Below are 23,041 nucleotides of genomic sequence, written 5' to 3'. Positions count from 1 at the left end.
GATTAATTTTTCTTTTTTGCAGGATATCTGTAGTAAAGTATCTTTGCATCATGAATCAAAATACAGGCAAAACCGTTCTCATTCTAGGCGCCAATTCAGATGTTGCCAAGCAGTGCATCAGACAGTACCTTGAAAAAGGATTTTCCGTGACAGCGGCTTCAAGAGATACTGCTTCGCTTCAGAAATTTATTATAGACCATCAGCTTGATCCGTTAAAAATTACCGTCCTTTATTTTGACGCTGTAGATTTTGATTCCCATCAGGAATTTTATGATAAACTTCCTGTGAAGCCTCATATTGTCGTATATGCAGCAGGTTTTCTGGTTGATAATGAAAAGGCTTTAAGAGATTTTAAAGGTACACAACAGATGATGCAGGTGAATTATATGGGAGCCGTTTCCATCCTTAATATCATTGCTATGGATCAAAGCAATAAAAATCTGGAAAGAATCATCGGTTTATCTTCACTGTCAGGTGTAAGAGGCAGGAAGAGTAATTTTGTGTATGGAAGCACAAAAGCTGCTTTTACAACCTATTTAGCCGGTTTAAGACAGGAACTGGCTTCAAGAAAGATAAAGGTCAATGCTTTGGTAATTGGCTATATCAGAACCAAAATCAATGAGGGACTCCAGCTTAATGAATCCCTGATCATGGAACCGGATTATGTGGCAAAACATATTGTAAACGCTGGTAATTCTTTTACCATTGTCCCGAATTTCAAATGGAAAATGATTTATATGATTTTGAAAGTTCTGCCGGAAAGTTTGGTGGCGAAATTACCTTAATTTTGCTGTTTAGAATTTTTTTCAAGGTAATTTAATATAACATCAAATTCATTATTTTTAAATTCAGATTTTTGTATAATAAAGGATAATGTATTGATTGTATTTATGATAATAGTATCATTTGATCTTACATAAGAAACTTTTTCCCAAACGGAAGAGATACTATAGAACACGTTTTTAAATTCAATGCTGTAGCTATCTAAAGTAATGTAGGAGGGTTCATTTTTCGCTTTGAAATCAGCAATAATCTGATCAACTTCTTTTTTAAATTTCTTTCTGGATACAAAATAATGATTAATTAAAATAAAACAATATCCGCAGAAAAAAATTCCACCATATTTACATATATAATAAATTAAGCTTTTATCAAAATTTTCTATTGGATAAAATCCCAAGAATAAAAATACCGCTGTAAAAAGTACAATTTTCCACCAGTTTTTTAATGTTTTTCCCCAAACATATTTGAAGTAAAAATTTTGGTTTTGTCTTTCAAATGTTTCGTTAAATGGAATTTCAATCTTAATAGTTTCGTTCATGGTTATTATAATGATGTAATAGATTTATTGTCCAAAAGTAGAATATTATTCAGTACTCTGCAACAATTCCAACACCTTCATCATATCAATTCCTTTCCCTAAAACAGGTTTAAACAAGTCTCCTTTTTCCTTAATCCTTTCCAAAGCATTATCAATTGTAAACTCAGTAGGCTTCAGGCCAGGTTTTAGCTCCTCCCATTCCAGTGGCATTGAAACGGAAGCACCTTCTTTCGGTCTTAAACTGTATGCACTGGCCAAGGTTTGTCCGGTCCTGTTTTGCAGATAATCCAGGTATATTTTCTTGTCATCCCTTTTCTGCAGGCTTCTTTCCAGAGTAGTGAGCTTTGGAAGTTTTTCGTTGACCTGTTTCATCAGGATATGGGCAAAACCTTTCACCTGGTCAAAATCATACTTTCCACCCATTGGAATGTAAACATGAATTCCTGTACTACCCGAAGTTTTACAATACCCTTTAATTTTAACAGACTGTAACACTTCATTTACCTGAAGTGCAGTTTCAATCACATGATCAAACGTATTTTTTTTCGACGGATCGAGATCCAGTACGAGATAATCAGGATGCTCAAGGTCCGGAAGCGCGCTGTTCCACGGATTCATATCAATGCAGCCTAAATTATTCAGATAGGCTAATGTAGCCTTATCATTACAGTAAACATAATCAATATATTTATCATTGGATTCAGAATATATTTTGGTTGTTTTGATCCAGTCCGGCATATTGTCCCCAGCATCTTTCTGATAAAAACCCTGTTCTTCAATTCCATTGGGAAAACGGTTCAGAGACAGCGGACGGTTTTTGAGATAAGGTAAAATATAAGAGGCAACAGACTGGTAATATTCAATGACCTCACCCTTTGTAATTCCGTCTTTAGGAAAATAAATTTTATTTTGATTGGTAAGCTTCACTGTATGTTTATCCAGGGTCACTTCTTTCTCTTTTTCAGTATTTTCTGCTTTTTTTGTTGAAGTTCTAGCTTTCATTTCCTTAATTTTTGGTTTAATTGGGCTGATCGTGATTTCTTCCGGTTCCTTATCTTCCCGGATGGCAACAAATACAGGATGCCGGTAGATGCCGTCCTTGGTAATTTCGGAATATTTAATTTCGCATACCAGTTCAGGTTTTGTCCAGGTTACCGGCATATTGGTTTTAGGGATGGTTTTGAAAGGCGAGGTTTTAATGATCAATTCTTCAAGCCTTCCATACAGCTGTTGCAAAGATTCATTATTAAAACCCGTTCCTGTATGGCCGCAATAGATCAGCTCATCATCAATATATTTCCCGAGGATCAATGCGCCAAAACTTTTGCGGGAACCTCTTGGTTCTGTAAATCCACAAATAATTGCCTCATCTGTCACTGTAAATTTTATTTTAAGCCAGTCGGTCGTCCTGTGATTTTCAACATATAAACTGTCTGCTTTTTTAGCGATCATTCCTTCCAGTTTCATGCTTTTCATCTGGTTGAAAAAATCGATTCCTTTTTCAGGAATATGGTCGCAGTACTTGATAATATCTGTTTCTGTTAAAGCTTCTTTTAAAAGCTCTTTCCGCTGCAGAAGAGGAAGGTCTTCCGTAGAATGGCCGTTCAGCCAGAGAAGATCAAAAACCTGGTAGGTTAACGCAAGATTGGGATTGTCACCGATCTGCTGCAATAGCTGGAAATTGGGCTTTCCATGCTCATCATAGGCAACAATTTCCCCGTCAAGGATCATTTTATGTTTCTGCTGCTCAAAATCTTCTGTGACCCTTTCAAATTTGGATAAGAATGAAATTCCATTCCGGGAATAGAACAGGGGATTTTTATGGCTGAGATCGGCAATAGCCCTGTAGCCATCCCATTTTATTTCAAAAATCCAACCTTCATCATCAAAGGCGTTTTCAAAAGATTTTGCCAGCATAGGCCTAATGAAGTTCTCTAATTTTTTTTCGTCAACTAAAGAATTAAATCTTTGAAATCTTGGTTTACTTTCAGAAGTTATGACTTCCTTTTGTCGTTTTTTAGGCTTTTTTTTTCCTCTAAAAATTTTGTTACCGCAGAGTTTTTAGAGGTGTTTTCTTCTGCATTGTAATCTTCTTCTGCAAATTCATCTTTATGTTTAATTAAAAGCCATGCGTTATTTTCAGCATTTTTCATTTTAACCAAGGCAAATTCGCCTTTTAGTTTTTCTCCGTGCAAAATAAATTTTATTGAGCCGGCTTTTAACTCTTTTAATAATTCTTTTTCGTCAGAAAGTTTGCTTGTGTCATCCAACGGCTCATAAGTGCCGCTGTCCCAAACTTCCACCTGTCCGGCGCCATAATTTCCTTCCGGAATATTTCCCTCAAAATCCTTATAATCGTAAGGATGGTCTTCTACCATCATAGCGAGACGCTTGTCTTTTGGGTCCAGTGAAGGGCCTTTCGGTACCGCCCAGCTTTTCAGAACACCATCCATTTCAAGACGGAAATCATAGTGAAGACGGGATGCTGCATGTCGTTGGATGACGAAAATAAGCTTATCCTTACTTTTTTTCGTTTTGCCTTCCGGTTCTGTAGTTTCGTTAAACTTCCGTTTTTCGTTATAATCTTTTAGAGCCATTATGATGCAGATTTAGATTTGGAATTTTGTAAGCTGGCTTTCAGCTGGGCCATAAGGTCGATTACTTTACCTTCTTTGGCTGGCTCGGCCTTTTTAGCTTTTATATTTTTACCTTTTGCTTTCTGCTTAATGATCTTCATCAGTTCATCAGAATAAGTATCTTTATACATAACGGGATCAAAGTCCTGGGAAAGCTGTTTGATAAGACTTACAGCCATTTTAAGTTCCGCGGGTTTTGGGGCTTTCTTGGCCGGGATTTTAAGATCTTTGTAATCCCTGATTTCCTGATCAAAACGAAGCCTGTTAAGGACAAGTATCTCTTCATTATAAGGCCTGATCATTCCAATAGCTTCACTGTCACGAAGGACAAAGGTGCCGATTCCGGCCATTTCGGTTTCCTGTAATGCATTTAATAAAAGCCTGTAGGCATTTTCACCATTTTTCTGGGGTTCCAGGAAGTAAGGATTTTCAAAGTACACACTGTCTACTTCAGACTCCTGTACAAATTGGTCAATGGAAAGTATTTTTGTTTTCTCAGGGCTCGCAGCCTCATAATCCTCTTCATCGAGAACAATGTATTTATCATCCATGAGATAACCTTTTACAATGTTTTCCCATTTCACTTCTTTCCCTGTGCTCTCGTTTACTCTTTTAAATTTAATGTTGGAATAATCAGATTTATCGAGCATGTCGAGATCAAGTTTTGTAGTTTCTGTGGCGGAGTAGATCTTAACAGGAATATTGACTAAACCGAATCCAATGGCGCCGTTCCAAATTGCTTTCATTGTCTTACGTTTTGTGTAAGAAAGTACAATGATTGTGCCGAGTGAAAAATATTTACCAAATGTGGTATTTGTTTTGAATTTATAAACCTTATTAAAAGGTATCGGTTATAATTGGTTGAAATTTATAGATTTCATCAACTTTATTGTTTGCTTACCAGAATTGAAGTAAAAGAATTGGAGTTTGTGAAATAAAAAGGTGGAGAAATTTACTCCACCTCTTCAGTGTTAAGGGATGTAAATTTTCTCTATCTGATTATTCTCCGTATTTAAAATAAGAAGTCCTTCATTTTCACGATTGAGCTCTCCGAGTAAACTTCCGTTATTATTCCATGCAGAAGATTTTCCGGCACATTCATAGCCACCTGATTCTCCTGTGAAATTTGCCATCAAAACATGCATATGATATTTTTTTGCAATATCGGAAAGTTTAATAAGATCATTGTCGATGCCGTTTACAGAATTAAGGACACTGGCAGCATATACATTTGATCCGGCCTGATAAGCTTGCTGGGAATGATTTGGATCAGATAAATCATAGCATATTGCTAACGAAATCTTGTTCTGTAATACGTTCAGCTGACAGAAGCTTTCACGTCGTGAAAAAACACCAGTCTCCGTTGGGAAAAGATGACGTTTTGAATAAATATCCCTTTTTTTCTCTGGCTGGAATATGATAGAACTAATCAATAATTTGTCATCTGCTTTTGTAGGCATGCCGACAATGATGGTGATGTTATTTTCCTCTGCCATTTTCTGAAAAATGTCTAAGACAGGATCTTCATAATGAACTGAAAGCTGTTCTGCCAGTTCAGGCTCGTAGCCTGTGATTGATAGCTCCGGGAAGATGATCAGATCAACATTATTATTAATAGCAAGGTTAATTAGTGTTTTATGATTTTCGATATTAGCATTAATATCTCCTTTGATTGGTTTGATTTGGGCAGCTGCGATTTTCATTTTAAAGATGATTTTTACCTATTTAAATCCGAACCAGGCATTTTTTTACAAATTCTACGATCATGGGATTGGGCTCATTTTCTGTAGAGGTAAGTGCCGGTTGAAATAATGTTCCTACAAAAAAAGGATGGGACTGTATTTCAAATGAACGGTAATTCCCATCTTCAGAAATTGAAGTTAAAGACAATCCTTTGTCTTTTAATATAGTAATGTATTTCTCATTGATACCATAACTACAGTTATACTTGCCAATAATAGTATCTTGGTCAATTGTTCTATAAAGAAAACTATTTGTATCAATAATTTTCAGATTCTCCTGTTCACCTCTTAACGAACATGAAAGTTTTTTAATCAATGAGTCTTTTGCATCCGGATTTGTTTCTTCATGATCTGCATTTTTAATATCACAGACATTTCTGGCAAACTCAATAATCATATGTTGGAATCCTCCACAATTACCAAAAGTAGGAATATTATTTTCCCGGGTAAACTGTATGGCATTCAGTACATTTTCCATATCGCGGTATGGACTTCCCGGAGCAATCCACAATCCTAAATACTTATGTTTTTCAAAAACAGTTTTAGCATCGAAAATATCAGTAGGGATCCAATCAAACTGAATTTCTTGATTTAGTTTTTTTTGAACATTTCTTGTAGTGTCATTAAGTGCATGAAGTGTGAAATGATTAGGGTTGAAGTCTCCCAGAATAGCAATTTTTGGTATCATAAGTGTATATTAATAAAAAAGCGGAGACAAAAATCTCCGCTTTACGTTATGCTTTTAAATTCAATTGTATTTCCAGTTCATCCAGTTGGGCTTCAGCGATGGATGCCGGTGCATCGATCATCACGTCGCGTCCTGAATTATTCTTAGGAAACGCAATGTAATCTCTGATAACTTCATTTCCGTCAAGAATAGCCACCAAACGGTCAAACCCGAAAGCAAGACCGCCATGTGGAGGTGCTCCGTATTTGAACGCGTTCATCAGGAATCCAAACTGGGCTTCTGCTTCTTCTTTGGTAAATCCTAAAAGGTCAAACATTTTAGATTGAAGATCTTTGTCAAAAATTCTGATCGAACCGCCTCCGATCTCGTTTCCGTTAAGAACCATATCATAGGCATTGGCTCTTGCTTTGCCCGGATCTGTTTCCAGTAAATGGATATCTTCCGGTTTCGGAGAGGTGAAAGGGTGGTGCATGGCATGATAACGTCCACTCTCTTCATCGAACTCCAGTAATGGGAAGTCAATTACCCAAAGCGGCGCAAATACATTTCCTTTTCTTAACCCCAAACGGTTTCCAAGTTCCATTCTCAGGGCAGAAAGCTGTGCTCTTACTTTATTTTCGTTTCCGGATAGGATCAGCACTAAGTCACCTTCTTTAGCTCCGAATTTTTCGATGATTCTGGAAAGATCTTCTTCATTGTAGAATTTATTGACAGAAGATGTTTTCACACCATCATTCTGGAATTTAACCCATACCATTCCCGAAGCTCCGATCTGTGGACGTTTTACCCAGTCTACAAGTTCATCGATCTGCTTTCTTGTATAATCTGCACAACCTTCTACGTTAATTCCGACTACCAATTCAGCGTCATCAAATATTTTGAAATCTTTTCCTTTTACCAGTTCATTAAGTTCTACGAATTCCATTCCGAAACGGATGTCCGGTTTGTCGTTTCCGTATTTTCTCATGGCATTTGCGAAGGTCATTCTAGGGAAATCTCCGAATTCCTGTCCTGTAACGTCTTTGATCAGCGTTTTTGTCATTCCTTCAAAGACATTCATGATATCTTCCTGCTCTACAAAAGCCATTTCACAGTCGATTTGGGTAAATTCCGGCTGTCTGTCCGCTCTTAAATCTTCATCGCGGAAACATTTTACGATCTGGAAGTATTTATCCATTCCACCTACCATCAGAAGCTGTTTGAATGTCTGTGGCGATTGTGGAAGGGCATAAAACTGTCCCGGATTCATTCTGCTTGGAACCACGAAGTCTCTTGCCCCTTCCGGAGTAGATTTAATTAAAACCGGAGTTTCCACTTCAATAAATCCTTCGTCCGAAAGATAGTTTCTCACCTTCTGAGCCATTTTGTGACGGAAAATCAGCTTTTCTTTTACCGGGTTTCTTCTGATATCCAGATAACGGTATTTCATTCTTAATTCCTCGCCACCGTCTGTTTCATCTTCAATAGTGAAAGGAGGGAGCAGGGATTCATTAAGAACCGTTAAATTTTCAACCAAAATTTCAATTTCTCCTGTCGGAATATTGGGGTTTTTGCTTACTCTTTCAATTACTTTTCCGGTAACCTGGATCACAAATTCGCGGCCCAGTTTTTTGGCTTCTTCCATCAGCTGGGCAGAAGAACGGTCCTGATCAAAAACAAGTTGTGTAATTCCGTAACGATCCCGAAGATCTATCCAAATCATAAATCCTTTATCACGGATAGTCTGTACCCATCCGGAAAGTGTAACTTCTTCATTAAGATTTTTCAGAGATAATTCTCCGTTCGTGTGTGATCGAAACATAATTATTTGTTTAAGGTTCAATGTTTAAGATATAGGGCTGAACTTTTTGATCATGAAATTTCCAGCCATAAATTCAGGATGCAAAGATAGGATTTTTGAAGGTTTTAGAAACAAAAAAAACTTCCTTTCGGAAGTCTTGTATATTATTTGAGGGCTTTTTAATTAATTATTAGCAGCTCCTTGTTGTATCAGCAATTGTACGGTTTGCTCTTTTTTCCCCAATTTAGCTAATGCAAGAGGAGTTTTGCCGTTACATTCCTTGTTCACGTCTGCCTGGTTGTCCAAAAGAAATTTAACAATATTATTTCTGCCGTAAAGTGAGCTGAAACCTAATGCACTGAAAGTCTCATCCTTAAGTGGAAAGCATTTGTTGTAATCTGCTTTTGAAAAATTCTTTTTAAATGAAGCAACATTATCAGATTGAATAGCTTGCATCTGAGCTTTGCTTAGAGGCTGAGTCTGAGCAGAAAGCATATTGGCAGATGCCGAGATGACAAGTAGAAAAGCAGTAGAGATTATTTTTTTCATAAGATTCATTTTAAGAATATACAAATCTAAATTATTTTTTTGATATGAGTAACTAATTTTTTATAAGAATTGAATTTGTATTTTTGGAAATCAGATAATTATTGATTAGAAAATGACAAAATATATAGAGTTTTTGAAAAGGGCCTTTAGCGGTGAGGAAGTAGACTATACAAAAATAACGATAAGAAGTGCTGTTCTTTTGCTGGCTGTTCCTATGATGCTGGAAATGGCTATGGAATCAGTATTTGCTTTAGTTGACCTGTATTTTGTAGGGCATCTGAAGGAAAGTGGATATGCCATCCAGAGTGTTGGTTTAACGGAATCTGTGCTTTCGGTAATGTATTCTATTGCCATAGGAATGAGTATGGCTGCCACGGCTTTGGTGGCAAGGAGAATCGGGGAAAAGAATCCGGAAAAAGCTTCCAGAAGTGCGGCACAGGTTTTATTGGTTTCATTTGTTGTAACTTTTATTCTCAGTTTGTTCGGGGTTATTTATGCTGAGGAAATTCTGATTCTGATGGGTTCTAAGCCTGAGGCAGCGGCTTATGGAAAAGATTTCACAAGAATAATGATGGGCAGCAGTGTGATCATTATGCTTTTATTTTTAATCAACGGGATTTTCAGGGGAGCCGGAAATGCAGCTATTGCTATGAAATCGCTTTGGATCGCCAACATTGTCAATATTATAATGTGTCCGGTACTTATCAAAGGCTTCGGTCCTGTTCCTGCGATGGGACTTACAGGAGCGGCTTTAGCGACTACAGTAGGGAGGAGTATAGGGGTAATTTATCAACTGTATCATCTTTTGGTTGCTGATACCCAGATCCGTATTTCACTTTCTTACTTCAGCCCGGATTTTAAACAGATCAAATCTATTGTAAAAATTGCAACTCCCGGAATTTTCCAGTTTGTAATCGCCTCTTGCAGCTGGATCTTTCTTGCCCAGCTGGTGGCAACGACCGGAGGGGAAAATGCTTCTGCCGGATACCAGACGGCTTTAAGGCTGATGATGTTCTTTGTGCTTCCTGCATGGGGACTGAGTAACGCAGCTTCTACATTGGTAGGGCAGAATATGGGAGCTAATGAAATGTTGAGAGCGGAACAGTCTGTCATGAAAACCGTAAAATATAATGTGATCTTCATGCTGGCTGTGAGTTTAATATTTTTCTTACTCGGAGATTTCCTTGTCGGATTTTTTACACAGGAAGCGGAAATTAAAGATTTTGCCAAGAATGCATTACATATTATGAGTGTGGGATTTATTTTCTATGGAATTGGAATGGTATTAATCAATGCATTTAACGGAGCAGGCGATACCTGGACACCAACGTGGGTGAATTTCTTTGGGTTCTGGCTTTTTCAGATTCCATTGGCCTATTTTCTTTCCAAACATTTTGGAATGGGGCCGAAAGGGGTATTCATCTCTATTCCTGCCGCAGAAACTTTAATTACCATCGTTGCCTTTATTTTGTTTAAAAAAGGAAAATGGAAGACGGTGAAAGTGTAAAGGATGGGAGCCGGGTGAAGGAGGTTTGCAGTTGCTGGAAGAGCTTATGATTACCGGTAGTTGGTTACAATTTGATTTTATGTGGCTTGGATAAGCTCTTTCTTCCGGCTCTGCATGAATCAGTTTTATAAAAATTTTAACAGCCTTAATTTTTTGCTGTATTCCATATTTTATAATTTAGTATTTAACCAATAAATATTTATCACTATGGGAAAAGGAGACAAAAAATCAAGAAGAGGAAAGATCAATTCAGGAAGCTATGGTAAAAGAAGACCTAGAAAAGCTTCCAAAACGGTTGGTTCTTCTGAAACTAAAGCAAAAAGCTAAAAAATAAAAAGGCTGAAGATGAATCTTCAGCCTTTTTCAATATGCAAAATTAAATTATTTTCCTCCTAAAATATTACCAAGGATACTTCCTAATCCACCTCCTTGCTGCTGTTGGCCACCGCCGCCTCCAAGTACGCTTCCCAGGATGTCGTTAAGTGGGTTTCCTCCGGATTGAGACTGTCCTCCTCCTAAAACACTTCCTAAAATGTCGTTCAAAGGGTTGGATTGTTGTGCCTGAGCCTGATTAGATGCATTTCCAAGGATTCCTCCTAAAAGATCTCCTAAACCTCCGGCTCCTACATTATTCTGCTGTTTCTCTTTACCGATATATCCCATGATTACCGGAGCAAGCATAGCAAGCACGGGCCCAATTTTATCAATAGAGATTCCTGTATTCTGAGAAAGCTGATTTTCAACAGTGCTTTTCTGGCTTCCAAAGACATGGTCAAGGATAGATCCGCCTTCTGCCTGTCTGGCTTCAGCCTGTGAAGCATCATCAAGAATACTTCCGTCGTGGTCTTTATCTAATGCGTTATTTAAAGCTTCTGCCTCTTTAGCATCCTGAGATTTGTTTCTAAGGTAAGAAATAACCAAAGGAGCAGCAACTGCCAATAGAGCGATTATCTGGTTTTTGCTAATCCCGAATTTGTTTTCTGCCTGTTCAGCAACCTGGTTGCTGGTGTTACCTGTAAGTAGGTCGATTAAACTCATGTTTGTGTTTATTTTAAATATTAAGTAAATCAAAGTTATCAAAAAATATGATTCACAGAATTTTTGTATTCACAATTATTGTTAAAGTTTTTTGATCTCCTCCTCTGTATATCCTTTGTTTTTCAGAAGCTCTATATAATCTTTGGCCCCATTGATCATCCAGTGCATTGGGTCAGGGGATTTCTTCTTTTCAATAATGAATTTCAAAATACCGACATTATTATTCATCCATGGAAGCATATAATAATCAAGCCCACCTTTATACTCTTTAGCTTCATGAAATTTTCTTCCCGGTTCCGTTAAAAATGCTGCCTTGTAAGCAGCAAAATAACCTAGAGGAATAAGAAGGCACAACCATGAGAATTTTTTCAATGGAGCATATTTCGGTAATGCAAGGCCATACCCAATTGAAAGAGCAAAGATCATGTTGAAGGGAATAAAAAATACATAATTATCTGACACTGCGTAGAACGTAGAGAATCCATAAACACATGCGGCAGCTGTAAAGAATACAAAAAACATTTTTTTATCCGACCTGTATAATTGTATCATTCCGATGATTCCGAAAACGATAAAAATATTGAAGTTGTAGACCAAATAGGCGATAGACTGAACAAAATCTATAAGGTACTGTTTCGGTGTTTTCTTGAATGTATCCTGTATCCAGTGTCCACCTTGTGCAGTATAGGGAGAATTTAACGGTAATCCCTGAGAAAGATTTAAAATATTGATAGCCACGAAAAGAAACAGGAATATAAAAAGTGAAGGGTAAACATATTTTTTCTCCTCTTTAAAATAATATAAAAAAACAAACAGAGCCGGAATCATTAACACATTCTGTATATGCAGCCACAGGCTTACTCCTAAAAATAATCCGCTTAGTATAATGTAAACTTTCTTATTCCCCGTAAAGCTCTTTACCATTGAATAAAAGAATAAGCTTATCCATAAAGCATTGTACGTATATACTTCAACAATTTCAGCATTTCTCCAAAAAGAAAAACTAAAGCCGAAAACAAAGGCTGTTGTGATGGATACCCATTCCTTTTTCGTAATGCTTTTTACCGTAAGATAGATTACTGATACCGTAGCGGCAGCAGAACCTACAATTAAAAGCCTGCTTGCAGCAATAGCATCAAGTCCTGTAATATCTTTAATGAAAATGCCTGTATTTACATACAAAAAGTGAGTAATGGCCGTAGCGACTGTTGCATACTTGCCCAATTCAACTGTATGTACAAAGCCTACACAGTCTGCAAACGGGATCCTTGTAAAACTTCCGGCATAATAAATCGCTAAAAAAATAAAAAAGATGAAGACTGCGTATAAATTTTTAAACATACCTTAATTCTTAACAATAGGAACATTAGAGCAGGCTTCTCCGAACATCAATGATTTTACCATTGGCTTCAGTTGTTCAACAAGTTCTATATATGCATTTTCAGGGATTTCTTTGTCCGAACATCCTTTTACAAGGACTCTTTTGCCTCTCATATCTTCAAAATCGTAAGTTTGGATGGCATTGTGCATGAGAATCACTTCCAGATCTTCACGATTCCCAAAAACAATCTTTTTGGCTACATCTGTAAGCTTTGCAGTCAATACAAAATAAGCCCACAGTGGAACGATAGTATCCACCGAATTATAAATATATAGGTATGTATCTTTGTACTCTTCCGTATCTATTGCCTCTACCTTTTCCCTGAAATCTTTCTCCTTCAGGATCATTTCCTGAAACAGAAAATCTTTAAGGTCAATTCCCTTTCTTACTCCCTTGGGAACCAGAGTGGACAGATCGAAATTCACAAGGCCGCTTTCGGCAACTTTATTTCGGATTTCAAATTCTTCTGACATTTTTTATCATTATCTTTGGACAAATTTACAAATTAAGATTTACTTGATCTTAATTTGTTCTCTATCCTTACTATAGAAATGAAGTATTATATTATTGCAGGAGAAGCTTCCGGCGATCTGCATGGGAGTAATTTAATGAAAGCCCTTAAGAATAAAGATCCACAGGCAGAAATAAGATTCTGGGGCGGCGATCTTATGAAAGCACAGGGGGGAACGCTGGTAAAGCATTACCGTGATCTTGCTTTCATGGGGTTTCTGGAAGTGGCTATGAATTTAAGAACCATTCTCAACAATATTACATTCTGCAAAGAAGACATCAGAAAACATAAACCTGATATCCTCATTCTGATCGATTATCCTGGATTTAACCTGAGAATTGCAAGATTTGCCAAAGAACTCGGAATCAAGGTGGTTTATTATATTTCTCCACAGCTGTGGGCATGGAAAGAAGGAAGGGTAGAGATTATCAAAAAATATGTGGATGAAATGATGGTTATTCTTCCTTTTGAAGAAGATTTTTATAAAAAACACGGGGTACATTCCCATTTTGTAGGCCATCCGCTTCTTGATGCCATAAGTAGTCTGAACGATATCAGCATTGAAGAATTTAAAAAGGAAAACAATCTTAATGAAAAAGAGATTATCGCACTTCTTCCCGGTTCCCGTAAACAGGAAGTGGAGAAAATGCTTGAAATCATGCTTTCTGTGAGATCCCATTTCAAAAATTACCAGTTTGTGATTGCCGGTGCTCCAAGCCTTCCGAAAGAATTCTATCAGAAATATGTGGATAATAATGTTCACTTTGTTTCCAACAGGACCTACGATCTTTTGAGATGTTCCAAAGCAGCATTGGTAACTTCAGGAACAGCAACCCTGGAAACTGCTTTGCTTAATGTTCCGGAAGTCGTATGCTATCGTGGAAGTAAAATTTCTTATGCCATTGCAAAAAGACTAGTCAAAAACATCAAATATATTTCTCTTGTGAACCTGATTATGGACAGGGAAGTAGTGAAGGAGCTTATCCAGGCTGATCTGAATACCAAAAACCTTGTTGAAGAGCTAAATAAAATGATAGCAGGTGAAAAAAGAAATCAGGTTTTGGCAGATTACAGTCTTTTAAGAGAAAAACTGGGTGGGAAAGGTGCCAGTGAAAAAGCTGCCGAAGTAATTTTGAGTGTTTAAATGCTTTCGGTTAATTGTCCTGAAATCCACTTATGTCAAATGATTTTCTGATTTAAATTTTAATTATAATGAACTTTAGAAGCTTACTGATATGCATTTTGTTGATAAGCACTTCAATGAAAATTTCAGCTCAAAATAATAAACCAAATGAAAAATTTCAGATTTTCTATTATGGCTGGTATGCAAATCCGGCGATAGATGGAAAATATGAGCATTGGAATCATGATATTTTGCCTCACTGGAACAATCCCAAATGGAATAACATGGGAAATCACAAAGGAGGAGATGATATTGGTGCTAATTTTTATCCTGCTTTGGGAAATTACAGTTCCAACGATCCGGAGATCATTAAAAAACATATGAAGATGATCAAAGAATCCGGAGTTGGGGTAGTGGTTTTAAGTTGGTTGGGAAAAGATTCATTTGTTGATAAAAGCATCACAAAATACCTGGATATTGCCGATCAGTTTGGCTTAAAAGTAGCTTTTCATATAGAACCATTCTACAAAAATATTACTGAGCTTAGGGAGCAGCTTTCCTATCTGGTCAAAACTTACTCCCATCATCATGCTTTTTACAAAAAAGATGGCAAACCATTGTATTATGTGTACGACAGTTACAAGATCCCTTCTTCAGAATGGTCAAAGCTGCTTTCCAGAAACGGAGAAAATACGGTAAGAAATACAGATCTGGACGGACTTTATATAGGATTATGGGTAGAAGAAAAAGACTCAGCTTTTTTTGAAACAGCAGGTTTTGACGGTTTCTACACCTATTTTGCCAGCGAAGGCTTTGTTTTTGGGAGTACAACTTCAAACTGGAGCTATCTTTCCCAATTTGCAAAAGACCATCATCTGATCTTCATACCTTGTGTAGGCCCGGGATACTCCGATACCAGAATAAGACCCTGGAATGAGGCCAATTTCAAAAGCCGAGAAAACGGTAAGTATTATGAAAAGATGTTTCATGCAGCTGTAAAAGTAAATCCGGACTTCATCGGCATTACGTCTTTTAATGAATGGCACGAAGGGACGCAAATAGAACCTGCAATCCCTAAAAAGTCAGGAGATTTCAAATATGAAGATTACGGAAAAGATTCCTGGTTCTATATAAAGGAAACCAAACGTTTGATCCATCAGTTTTCCGGCGATAAATAATCGAAAAATATATAAAGCTGTCTTCAAAGGCAGCTTTTATTTTTTTGTTAAAACCTTATTTCATAGTAAATAATCAAGCCGTACGTTATTCATTGTAATGGGATATAATACCTGAATTCTGCAAAATCAGTGTTATTGTATTATAAGTAAATTAATTACTTTTTTGATAGCAAAATTACACCGATGAACAAGCAGCCTCTTCTTATTCTTTCCGTTTGTTTTATTTTAGGAATTCTTTTTCAGGATAATTTTCCGATAGGTAGCACTATAATCTATGCAGTTGCTGGGCTCTGCTTATTGATCTTCCTCTTGTATTTTGTGACTTCGTATATTCTTCACAAAATCAAAGCGGTATTACTGGGGCTTATGTTTTTCGGAGCTGGAATAATTCTTCATTTTTTTAATACTTTTTCATCTGCTCCATTATCTTTGCCCCAAAATAGCCCTGTATTTTTTAAGGTTTCAAAAAAACTGAATTCTACGGAGAAAAATAAAAAATATGAGGGATCCGTTCAATTGGAAAAAGAAAATTTTAAAGCTGTAATTTACATCCCAAAAACAGCGAAAGAGCTGGATTTCAAACATTATTACAAGACGGATACTTATATATCGAAACCAAAGCCTTCCCAGTATGATTTTCAGTTTGATTACGCCACTTATCTGAAAAGAAAGGGTATCGAATATCAGTGTTATATATCTGGAGAAATTGTTTCAGCAGTAAGAGCAGATTTAACTATCAATGAACAGATTCAGCAGCATCGATTGAACCTGTTACAAAAAATTGACAAAGCTGAAATGTCATACAAAACCCCGGAATTTCTGAAAGGAATTATCCTGGCAGACAGAACGGAAATGGATGCAGGTACTGTGCAGGATTTTAACAAGTCCGGGATGGTTCATCTGCTGGCTATTTCCGGGACACATATTGTAGTGATTTTCGGGATGTTCTACTTTTTACTGACAAGGTTCAGCCCTTTAAGGTTCAGGAAATATGCGATTATCACCAGTATTGTTTTTATTTGGGGTTTTGCTGCATTTATAGGTTTTGGGAGTTCCGTGCTGCGTTCCTGTATCATGCTTTCTGTGTATTTTATCTATGTGCTGATTCAGAGAAAGCCGGATCTGCTTCATTCTCTCTCCCTGTCTGCAATGATTATTTTGGTTGGCGACACCCAACAGCTTTTCGATGTAGGTTTTCAGCTTAGCTTTCTTGCGGTGCTGGGGATCTTTTGGCTGAACCAGCCACTTTTGAGATATTTCCCGCGGCAGGACGGCTACTTTAAAAAGCTGATCTTCAATACTATTACCATTTCAATTTCTGCACAGCTGGCCACACTGCCGCTGATGTTGTATTATTTTCACCAGTTCTCACTGGTTTCTGTTCCTGCCAATATTCTGATTGTCCCGTTTTCAGAAATTCTGATTGTATTTTCCTTCCTGATGACGGTTCTCATAGGATTACAGATAGATTTTACATGGATTGATTCCATATATGACATTTCAATCCGGATTTTATTAAACCTGATTCATTGGTTTGCAGAAAGAGATGTATTGTTTTTTTCAAACATAGCAATGAATATTATTGAAGTTGTATCATTATCTGTGATCGTTTATATGCTGAAACCTTTATTTTTAAATATCAATTTCAAAAACTTAGTTAGGGTGGTTGCTGCTATTCTTGTCTTTTTTGTGCTCAGAACCGGATGTAATATCCTTGAAAATCAGAAAGAAGAAATAGTGCTTCACGATTTTAATAAAACTAAAGTATTATCTGTAAAGGACGGGAACAGAGCTTGTTTTTGGGTGCCGGAAAATTCAGATAAAAATAAAATTTCCAGATTTATAGCTGCTCCTTATTGCTCTTCCAGGCGTATAAAAAATATGAAAATAACTACCTTTCCACAGGCAGCAGAAAAAGTAGTTTATAATGGCAGAATTTACAACTTGAAATAGTAAGCGGATATTTCATTTCTCCCTCTAAATAATGTGTTAGATTCTTATTTAGAAAGATTACAAACTGGCTAATTGTGAGATTTCTCACTTCCCGATATTGTTAAACTTTCTTAATTTTGTGGGAAATTCAAATTTAAACTTATATGGCAGGTTTAACGAGTTCTACGATAGGTAGAAAATATGCGATGGCATTATCAGCTCTATTTTTGCTGATCTTTCTTATACTGCATTTAACGACAAACTTATTATCTGTATTGCCGAACCGTAACATCTTTAATACGGCTTCCGATTTTATGGGTTATAATCCGCTTGTTCAGTTCCTGATGCAGCCTATTCTTGGTTTTGCAGTTATTTTCCATTTTATCATGGGATTTGTACTGGAAATTAAGAACAATAAAGCACGTCCGATAAAGTATGCTTCCAACAACCCTTCTGTGAACTCTTCATGGATGTCCAGAAATATGATTATTTCCGGAGCTGTTGTTTTAGCCTTCTTGGTACTTCACTTTTATGATTTCTGGCTTCATGAAATCAATTACAAGTATGTGGAAGGGCTTGCTCCTGATTCAGAACGTTTCTGGCCGGAGCTTCACGAGAAGTTTGCCGATATCTGGAGAGTGGTACTCTATGTAATCGCTTTCGTTTTATTGGGACTACACCTTGCTCACGGTTTCCAGTCTTCGTTCCAGTCTATTGGGGCAAGACACCCGAAATATACTCCGGTAATTAAAGCTTTTGGAAAATGGTATTCAATCCTTATTCCTGCAGGTTTCATTTTTATCGCAATTTTTCACTTTGTAACTCAATAATATCAATATACCAATATGAGTAAATTAGATTCAAAAATTCCGGCTGGTCCGTTAAAGGATAAATGGAAGCATCATAAAGACCATATGAACCTTGTTGCACCCAACAACAGAGACAAGATTGATATTATTGTTGTAGGTACAGGTTTGGCAGGAGGTTCTGCGGCAGCTACTCTGGCTGAGCAAGGATATAATGTAAAGGCATTCTGTTATCAGGATTCTCCAAGAAGAGCACACTCCATTGCTGCACAGGGAGGTATCAATGCTGCTAAAAACTATCAGGGTGACGGTGACTCTACTTACAGATTGTTCTATGATACCATCAAAGGAGGTGACTATAGAGCGAGAGAGGCAAACGTTTATAGATTGGCTGAGGTTTCTGCTAATATTATTGACCAGTGTGTTTCTCAGGGAGTTCCTTTCGGTAGAGATTACGGCGGCCAGTTAGATAACCGTTCATTTGGTGGGGTTCAGGTAAAAAGAACCTTCTATGCAAAAGGACAGACAGGACAGCAATTATTATTAGGTGCTTATTCTGCAATGAGCCGTCAGATCGGTAAAGGTAGAATCAAGATGTATAACCGTCATGAGATGCTTGATCTTGTAATTGTTGACGGAAAAGCCAGAGGAATTATTGCAAGAAACCTTGTAACAGGTGAAATCGAAAGACATTCTGCTCACGCAGTTGTTATTGCTTCAGGAGGATACGGAAACGTATATTTCCTTTCTACCAACGCTATGGGATCAAACGTTTCTGCAGCATGGAAGATCCACAAAAAAGGAGCGTACTTCGCCAACCCTTGCTATGTACAGATTCACCCGACTTGTATTCCTGTTCACGGAACTCAACAGTCTAAGCTGACTCTGATGTCTGAATCATTAAGAAACTCCGGAAGAATCTGGGTTCCTAAGAAAATTGAAGATTCAGTAGCCATCAGAGAAGGTAAACTAAGACCTGAAAATATTAAAGAAGAAGACAGAGATTATTATCTGGAAAGAAGATATCCTGCATTCGGAAACCTGGTGCCTAGAGACGTTGCGTCCAGAGCTGCTAAAGAAAGATGTGATGCTGGTTTCGGAATTGAAAATAATGATACTAAGGAAGGTGTTTACCTTGATTTCTCTACAGAGATCATGAAAAAAGGTAAAGAAGCCGCTATCGAAAAACATATTCATAACCCGACAGATCAGCAGATCTATGATTTAGGAAAAAGCTGGGTTGAGGAGAAATACGGTAACCTATTCGTAATGTACGAAAAAATTACTGCTGATGATCCTTACAAAACTCCAATGAAGATTTATCCTGCCGTTCACTACACCATGGGCGGTGTTTGGGTAGATTATAACCTTCAGTCTACAATTCCTGGATGTTTCGTAATCGGTGAAGCCAACTTCTCAGATCACGGAGCGAACAGATTGGGTGCTTCTGCATTGATGCAAGGTTTGGCAGACGGGTATTTCGTTCTTCCTTATACAATTGCAGATTACCTTTCTGCAGATATCAGAACCGGAACTATTCCTACTGAGTCTCCAGCATTTGATGAAGCTGAAAAAGGAATTAAAGAGAAAATAGATTTCTTCTTAAATAATAAGGGAACACATTCAGTAGACCATTTCCACAAAAAATTAGGACACATTATGTGGAATAAAGTAGGAATGGGAAGAACTCCTGAAGGATTAAGAGAAGCAATTAGAGAAATCGAGGAAGTAAGAAACGATTTCTGGAAAAATGTAAAAGTACCTGGTGACAAGGACGGAATGAACACTGAGCTTGAAAAAGCATTCAGAGTGGCAGATTTCCTTGAACTGGGACAGTTAATGGCTATCGATGCACTGCATAGAAACGAATCTTGTGGTGGGCACTTCCGTGAAGACCATTCCACTCCAGATGGAGAAGCGGAAAGAGACGACGTAAACTACAAATACGTCGGAGCTTGGGAATATCAGGGAGCAGATATCAACAATGAAATTCTGCACAAAGAAGACCTGATATATGACAACATCGAGGTTAAAACTAGAAGTTATAAATAATCTCCAACCTATAAATATAACATTATGAGTGCAAAAAAAGGCCTTCATCTTACACTGAAAATTTGGAGACAGAAAAATAGCAAAACTAAAGGTCAGTTTGAGACCTACAAAATATCGGATGTTTCTACAGACTCTTCATTTTTAGAGATGTTAGATATCCTGAATGAAAATTTAATTAACGAAGGAAAAGAACCTATCGCTTTCGATCACGACTGTCGTGAAGGAATCTGCGGGATGTGTTCTCTTTACATCAATGGTAGAGCTCACGGGCCGGATACAGGAATTACTACCTGTCAGCTTCACATGAGAATGTTCAAAGATGGAGAGACTATCGTTATTGAACCTTGGAGAAGTGCTGCTTTCCCTGTTATCAAAGATTTGATGGTAGACAGAAGCGCATTCGACAGAGTAATGGCTGCCGGAGGTTTCATTTCTGTAAACACTTCTGGTAATACACTGGATGCTAACGCAATTCCGGTTCCTAAAGAAGATGCGGATAAAGCAATGGATGCTGCAGCTTGTATCGGATGTGGAGCTTGTGTAGCTACATGTAAAAACGGTTCGGCAATGCTGTTCGTGGGAGCAAAAGTTTCTCAGTATGCATTACTTCCACAAGGTAGAGTAGAAGCTAAGAGAAGAGTTCTGAACATGGTGAAAGCTATGGACGAAGAAGGATTCGGAAACTGTTCAAATACAGGAGCATGTGAAGTGGAATGTCCGAAAGGAATTTCTCTTGAAAACATTGCCAGAATGAACAGAGAATATATGGCTGCTATGGTAGATCAGGGATAAAATCCTATTCAGATACATTAAAAATCGTCTTCATTTTGGAGACGATTTTTTTATACATACCCCATCGCTGTTAAAATTTGTTAAGTTGTTGCTTAAATAAGACATTCCTTGTTTAATAAGTCTATATTTGGTGAGCACATAGGCATATGAAAATGAACCTGGGTTTTTAGAATCTATTTTTCCATGGTGGAATTTTTAAGAACGGGAAAGGCCTTGGAACTCCCTTTTTGAGGGTATTCCATAAAATTTTCAAAAAAAATAAATAGTGTTAATCAACAAGCCGCAAAAAACGTATTTTTGCGTAATATTAAAATTGAAATGAAAAAATATCTTTTATTGTTTATCATCACAGCTTTTGTGATGTCTTGTTCAAAAAAAGTTGAAGTTAAAGGAAAGATTACCGGAAGTTCACCACTCGAAAGAATTGAATTCGTTGAAGCTTCTGGCGTGGCAACCCTTCCGCTTGTTAATATTGGTTTAGATAAAAGTGGAAACTTTACAGGAAGCTTTGAAGCTCCTAAAGACGGGATGTATGTCATTAATTATGCAGGAAGACAAAACCTTATTTATCTTGAAGGCGGGCAGAAACTGAATATTTCAGGAAATGCAATGACTTTCCCTAATGAATTTGTAGTAACAGGAGATGCTAAGAAAAATAATGATTTCCTTCAGGCCAGCCAAAAATTCCTGGGTGAGTACGGAAGTAAAATCAATATCCAGCAACTAATGTCCGGTGATGAGAAAACATTCCTTAAAGGAGCTCAGAAGATCGAAGCCGATATCAATAAAAATGTAGATGAGCTTGCTCAGAAAAATAATCCAAGCAAAGGAATCCTGGAGTGGAAGAAGAATGATGTGAAAGTGACGATCCTTAACCTTCTTGCCAATTATGAGATGTCACAGCGACAGATGTCAGGAAACCCTTCATTTAAAGTTTCCAAAGATTTCAAGGATTATGAAACCAAGCTGGAAGGAGATAAAGACGTAATGGTAAAAACGATTCCTTTATACAGACAATATCTTCTTGTGAAAATGAGTCCTGACTTCCAAAAGTATGCCGAGGCAAAAGCTAAAGGAAAAACAGACGTTACCACTTCTGAAATTTTTGCACAGTTCCTGAAAGACAGAAAAGAAGTTTCACAGACTGCTAAAGACTATCTTTTGGCATTTGTAGTGGCTCAGGATATTCATCCGGGTGCTCCTGCGAAGAATATGGATAAAGTTAAGAAAATCATCGATACGGATATTACAGATGCAGGTATTAAGGCGGACCTTGTTAAAATGCAGTTAGCTGTTAACGGTCTTAAAGTAGGAGAAGCTGCCCCTGAAGCAGCATTAATAAAAGCAGACGGTAAATCTTACCAGCTTTCTGAAAATAAAGGAAAGCCATACATGCTGTTTTTCTATGCATCATGGAATCCTTACATCAGTGAAGCTACAGTTCCTGTACTGAAAGAAGTGGTGAATTTCTATAAATCTAAAATGAACTTTGTTTTTGTGAACGTAGATGATACAAAAGACCAGTTCGTAAAAACAAGCAGTGCATTGCTGAAAGGAATTCCGGGAACCAATGTATATGGAGAGAAAGGTCTCGATTCAGATATTGCTAAAAAATACGGAGTTTACGGATTTAAACTGCCTTGCTTTGTAATCGTTGATAAAGACGGTAAAATTGCCAGCAGATCTTTTGTAAATCTTGGCGAACAGGAAGTAGTGACCATATTAGATAAACTTACGGGGCTTTCTGCGCCGAAACTACAGCCTAATGTTCAGATGATGCCGGGAATGCCGGCTGACCCATCTGCGCAGCCTGCCAATCCTCAGCCAGCTCCAACAAAATAATAAACTTTAATATAGATGGAAACCTTATCTTCGGATAAGGTTTTTTTTATTGTATTTTTGCGGAATCAAACCGGGAGAATTCTTTCGGCTGTATTAGAAAAAATAAAATAGAGTTGATGATGAGCCGGAGGGTGACATCTGAACATTAAAAGAAATTGAGTTT

The 23,041-nt window shown here is 37.3% G+C and carries 21 protein-coding genes; 10 read left to right on the top strand and 11 right to left on the bottom strand.

From position 1 onward, the window contains the following. The first annotated feature begins 50 nt into the window (after positions 1–50). Positions 51–785: an SDR family NAD(P)-dependent oxidoreductase gene (locus ACM40_RS10665; protein ID WP_048502751.1), complete on the top strand. Its 735-nt coding sequence runs from the start codon at positions 51–53 to the stop codon at positions 783–785. On the opposite strand, the gene ACM40_RS10660 is transcribed toward ACM40_RS10665, so the two are convergent. From ACM40_RS10660 to ACM40_RS10625, 8 genes are all read right to left on the bottom strand, one after another. Then, on the bottom strand, positions 782–1,321 hold the full coding sequence (locus tag ACM40_RS10660; protein WP_048502750.1) for a hypothetical protein: 540 nt from the start codon (positions 1,319–1,321) through the stop codon (positions 782–784). The two genes, ACM40_RS10665 and ACM40_RS10660, sit on opposite strands and share 4 nt — an antisense overlap. Before the next feature lie 45 nt (positions 1,322–1,366). Further along, positions 1,367–3,238: a DNA ligase D gene (ligD, locus tag ACM40_RS10655; protein ID WP_048502749.1), complete on the bottom strand. Its 1,872-nt coding sequence runs from the start codon at positions 3,236–3,238 to the stop codon at positions 1,367–1,369. A 77-nt stretch (positions 3,239–3,315) separates the two neighbouring features. Further along, on the bottom strand, positions 3,316–3,918 hold the full coding sequence (locus tag ACM40_RS10650) for a DNA polymerase ligase N-terminal domain-containing protein (RefSeq protein ID WP_048502748.1): 603 nt from the start codon (positions 3,916–3,918) through the stop codon (positions 3,316–3,318). After that, positions 3,918–4,703 carry a Ku protein gene (locus ACM40_RS10645; RefSeq protein ID WP_048502747.1) on the bottom strand — a complete coding sequence of 262 codons (786 nt, stop codon included), beginning with the start codon at positions 4,701–4,703 and terminating at the stop codon, positions 3,918–3,920. Before ACM40_RS10645 ends, ACM40_RS10650 begins: the two co-directional genes overlap by 1 nt. A 225-nt stretch (positions 4,704–4,928) precedes the next feature. Next, on the bottom strand, positions 4,929–5,660 hold the full coding sequence (locus ACM40_RS10640) for a carbon-nitrogen hydrolase family protein (RefSeq protein WP_048502746.1): 732 nt from the start codon (positions 5,658–5,660) through the stop codon (positions 4,929–4,931). A 22-nt stretch (positions 5,661–5,682) separates the two neighbouring features. Next, the gene (locus tag ACM40_RS10635) at positions 5,683–6,387 is read right to left on the bottom strand and encodes a glutamine amidotransferase-related protein (protein ID WP_048502745.1); all 705 of its coding nucleotides are present in this window, start codon (positions 6,385–6,387) and stop codon (positions 5,683–5,685) included. 46 nt (positions 6,388–6,433) lie between these two features. Continuing rightward, on the bottom strand, positions 6,434–8,188 hold the full coding sequence (aspS, locus tag ACM40_RS10630) for an aspartate--tRNA ligase (protein ID WP_048502744.1): 1,755 nt from the start codon (positions 8,186–8,188) through the stop codon (positions 6,434–6,436). A 162-nt stretch (positions 8,189–8,350) separates the two neighbouring features. Continuing rightward, entirely contained in the window at positions 8,351–8,716 is a 366-nt protein-coding gene (locus ACM40_RS10625; protein WP_165579305.1) for an ankyrin repeat domain-containing protein, read from the bottom strand. Between the two features lie 112 nt (positions 8,717–8,828). Between ACM40_RS10625 and ACM40_RS10620 the strand changes: the two genes are divergently transcribed. Together ACM40_RS10620 and ACM40_RS20265 are read left to right on the top strand one after the other, a co-directional pair. Beyond that, positions 8,829–10,223, top strand: coding sequence for an MATE family efflux transporter (locus tag ACM40_RS10620; protein WP_048502742.1), 1,395 nt, complete (start codon positions 8,829–8,831; stop codon positions 10,221–10,223). Positions 10,224–10,430: 207 nt separating this feature from the next. Next, entirely contained in the window at positions 10,431–10,550 is a 120-nt protein-coding gene (locus ACM40_RS20265) for a 30S ribosomal protein THX (protein ID WP_083996829.1), read from the top strand. 54 nt (positions 10,551–10,604) lie between these two features. On the opposite strand, the gene ACM40_RS10615 is transcribed toward ACM40_RS20265, so the two are convergent. The 3 genes from ACM40_RS10615 to ACM40_RS10605 form a co-directional block, all read right to left on the bottom strand. After that, on the bottom strand, positions 10,605–11,261 hold the full coding sequence (locus tag ACM40_RS10615) for a DUF937 domain-containing protein (protein WP_040997509.1): 657 nt from the start codon (positions 11,259–11,261) through the stop codon (positions 10,605–10,607). Between the two features lie 81 nt (positions 11,262–11,342). Next, positions 11,343–12,602 carry a protein O-mannosyl-transferase family gene (locus ACM40_RS10610; RefSeq protein ID WP_048502741.1) on the bottom strand — a complete coding sequence of 420 codons (1,260 nt, stop codon included), beginning with the start codon at positions 12,600–12,602 and terminating at the stop codon, positions 11,343–11,345. A 3-nt stretch (positions 12,603–12,605) separates the two neighbouring features. Then, on the bottom strand, positions 12,606–13,115 hold the full coding sequence (locus tag ACM40_RS10605) for a DUF2480 family protein (RefSeq protein WP_048502740.1): 510 nt from the start codon (positions 13,113–13,115) through the stop codon (positions 12,606–12,608). A gap of 78 nt (positions 13,116–13,193) precedes the next feature. Between ACM40_RS10605 and lpxB the strand changes: the two genes are divergently transcribed. The 7 genes from lpxB to ACM40_RS10570 all read left to right on the top strand — a co-directional run bounded on the left by lpxB (position 13,194) and on the right by ACM40_RS10570 (position 22,878). After that, positions 13,194–14,297 (top strand): lipid-A-disaccharide synthase, encoded by a 1,104-nt coding sequence (lpxB, locus tag ACM40_RS10600; protein ID WP_048502739.1) that lies wholly within the window; start codon positions 13,194–13,196, stop codon positions 14,295–14,297. A gap of 116 nt (positions 14,298–14,413) precedes the next feature. Beyond that, on the top strand, positions 14,414–15,454 hold the full coding sequence (locus ACM40_RS10595) for a glycoside hydrolase family 99 protein (protein WP_228376167.1): 1,041 nt from the start codon (positions 14,414–14,416) through the stop codon (positions 15,452–15,454). A 183-nt stretch (positions 15,455–15,637) separates the two neighbouring features. Then, positions 15,638–17,407, top strand: coding sequence for a ComEC/Rec2 family competence protein (locus ACM40_RS10590; RefSeq protein WP_048502737.1), 1,770 nt, complete (start codon positions 15,638–15,640; stop codon positions 17,405–17,407). 143 nt (positions 17,408–17,550) lie between these two features. Then, positions 17,551–18,216, top strand: a complete 666-nt coding sequence (locus ACM40_RS10585) for a succinate dehydrogenase cytochrome b subunit (RefSeq protein WP_040997499.1) — start codon at positions 17,551–17,553, stop codon at positions 18,214–18,216. Between the two features lie 15 nt (positions 18,217–18,231). Continuing rightward, a complete protein-coding gene (locus tag ACM40_RS10580; protein ID WP_048502736.1) occupies positions 18,232–20,244 on the top strand; it encodes a fumarate reductase/succinate dehydrogenase flavoprotein subunit in 2,013 nt (670 codons plus the stop codon). Between the two features lie 24 nt (positions 20,245–20,268). Continuing rightward, positions 20,269–21,036 carry a succinate dehydrogenase/fumarate reductase iron-sulfur subunit gene (locus tag ACM40_RS10575; protein WP_048502735.1) on the top strand — a complete coding sequence of 256 codons (768 nt, stop codon included), beginning with the start codon at positions 20,269–20,271 and terminating at the stop codon, positions 21,034–21,036. Positions 21,037–21,354: 318 nt separating this feature from the next. After that, positions 21,355–22,878: a TlpA family protein disulfide reductase gene (locus ACM40_RS10570; RefSeq protein ID WP_048502734.1), complete on the top strand. Its 1,524-nt coding sequence runs from the start codon at positions 21,355–21,357 to the stop codon at positions 22,876–22,878. The last annotated feature ends 163 nt before the right edge of the window (positions 22,879–23,041 follow it).

This window comes from Chryseobacterium sp. BLS98 (assembly GCF_001045445.1).
Lineage (GTDB): Bacteria > Bacteroidota > Bacteroidia > Flavobacteriales > Weeksellaceae > Chryseobacterium.
This window is presented reverse-complemented; position numbering and strand designations above follow the sequence as displayed.

What these genes read in the sequence shown, in the direction of transcription:
- lpxB (WP_048502739.1), top strand. Translation starts at nt 13,194, where the DNA reads ATGAAGTATTATATTATTGCAGGAGAAGCTTCCGGCGATCTGCATGGG.
- ACM40_RS10640 (WP_048502746.1), bottom strand. Translation starts at nt 5,660, where the DNA reads ATGAAAATCGCAGCTGCCCAAATCAAACCAATCAAAGGAGATATTAAT.
- ACM40_RS10620 (WP_048502742.1), top strand. Translation starts at nt 8,829, where the DNA reads ATGACAAAATATATAGAGTTTTTGAAAAGGGCCTTTAGCGGTGAGGAA.
- ACM40_RS10580 (WP_048502736.1), top strand. Translation starts at nt 18,232, where the DNA reads ATGAGTAAATTAGATTCAAAAATTCCGGCTGGTCCGTTAAAGGATAAA.
- ACM40_RS10635 (WP_048502745.1), bottom strand. Translation starts at nt 6,387, where the DNA reads ATGATACCAAAAATTGCTATTCTGGGAGACTTCAACCCTAATCATTTC.
- ACM40_RS10585 (WP_040997499.1), top strand. Translation starts at nt 17,551, where the DNA reads ATGGCAGGTTTAACGAGTTCTACGATAGGTAGAAAATATGCGATGGCA.
- ACM40_RS10595 (WP_228376167.1), top strand. Translation starts at nt 14,414, where the DNA reads ATGAAAATTTCAGCTCAAAATAATAAACCAAATGAAAAATTTCAGATT.
- ligD (WP_048502749.1), bottom strand. Translation starts at nt 3,238, where the DNA reads ATGCTGGCAAAATCTTTTGAAAACGCCTTTGATGATGAAGGTTGGATT.
- ACM40_RS10590 (WP_048502737.1), top strand. Translation starts at nt 15,638, where the DNA reads ATGAACAAGCAGCCTCTTCTTATTCTTTCCGTTTGTTTTATTTTAGGA.
- ACM40_RS10660 (WP_048502750.1), bottom strand. Translation starts at nt 1,321, where the DNA reads ATGAACGAAACTATTAAGATTGAAATTCCATTTAACGAAACATTTGAA.
- ACM40_RS20265 (WP_083996829.1), top strand. Translation starts at nt 10,431, where the DNA reads ATGGGAAAAGGAGACAAAAAATCAAGAAGAGGAAAGATCAATTCAGGA.
- ACM40_RS10610 (WP_048502741.1), bottom strand. Translation starts at nt 12,602, where the DNA reads ATGTTTAAAAATTTATACGCAGTCTTCATCTTTTTTATTTTTTTAGCG.
- aspS (WP_048502744.1), bottom strand. Translation starts at nt 8,188, where the DNA reads ATGTTTCGATCACACACGAACGGAGAATTATCTCTGAAAAATCTTAAT.
- ACM40_RS10605 (WP_048502740.1), bottom strand. Translation starts at nt 13,115, where the DNA reads ATGTCAGAAGAATTTGAAATCCGAAATAAAGTTGCCGAAAGCGGCCTT.
- ACM40_RS10650 (WP_048502748.1), bottom strand. Translation starts at nt 3,918, where the DNA reads ATGGCTCTAAAAGATTATAACGAAAAACGGAAGTTTAACGAAACTACA.
- ACM40_RS10615 (WP_040997509.1), bottom strand. Translation starts at nt 11,261, where the DNA reads ATGAGTTTAATCGACCTACTTACAGGTAACACCAGCAACCAGGTTGCT.
- ACM40_RS10575 (WP_048502735.1), top strand. Translation starts at nt 20,269, where the DNA reads ATGAGTGCAAAAAAAGGCCTTCATCTTACACTGAAAATTTGGAGACAG.
- ACM40_RS10645 (WP_048502747.1), bottom strand. Translation starts at nt 4,703, where the DNA reads ATGAAAGCAATTTGGAACGGCGCCATTGGATTCGGTTTAGTCAATATT.
- ACM40_RS10665 (WP_048502751.1), top strand. Translation starts at nt 51, where the DNA reads ATGAATCAAAATACAGGCAAAACCGTTCTCATTCTAGGCGCCAATTCA.
- ACM40_RS10625 (WP_165579305.1), bottom strand. Translation starts at nt 8,716, where the DNA reads ATGAAAAAAATAATCTCTACTGCTTTTCTACTTGTCATCTCGGCATCT.
- ACM40_RS10570 (WP_048502734.1), top strand. Translation starts at nt 21,355, where the DNA reads ATGAAAAAATATCTTTTATTGTTTATCATCACAGCTTTTGTGATGTCT.